Below are 209 nucleotides of genomic sequence, written 5' to 3' on the forward strand. Positions count from 1 at the left end.
GGTGATCGCCTTCAGCGACTGGAACAACCCGCAGCAGCTGGGCGTGAAGTACGATTCCAACAACCAGATCACCAGTTTCCTGCGTCCCGGCGCCACCTTCTACGTCAACAATCCCGCCATCGCCGGCAGCGGCAAGCTGCTGGGCGAGGCCAACTCCAACGACATGATCGTCAAGGGCGGCGACCGCCTGTCGACCACGCGCGCCTTCG

General features: G+C 63.6%; 1 protein-coding gene. It reads left to right on the forward strand.

Annotated features, from left to right (window positions below):
* Positions 1–209 (forward strand): hypothetical protein (locus AC6H42_RS25500; protein WP_497549250.1); only part of this gene is annotated, 209 nt, incomplete at both ends.

The organism is Massilia sp. NBRC 108631, assembly GCF_059704565.1.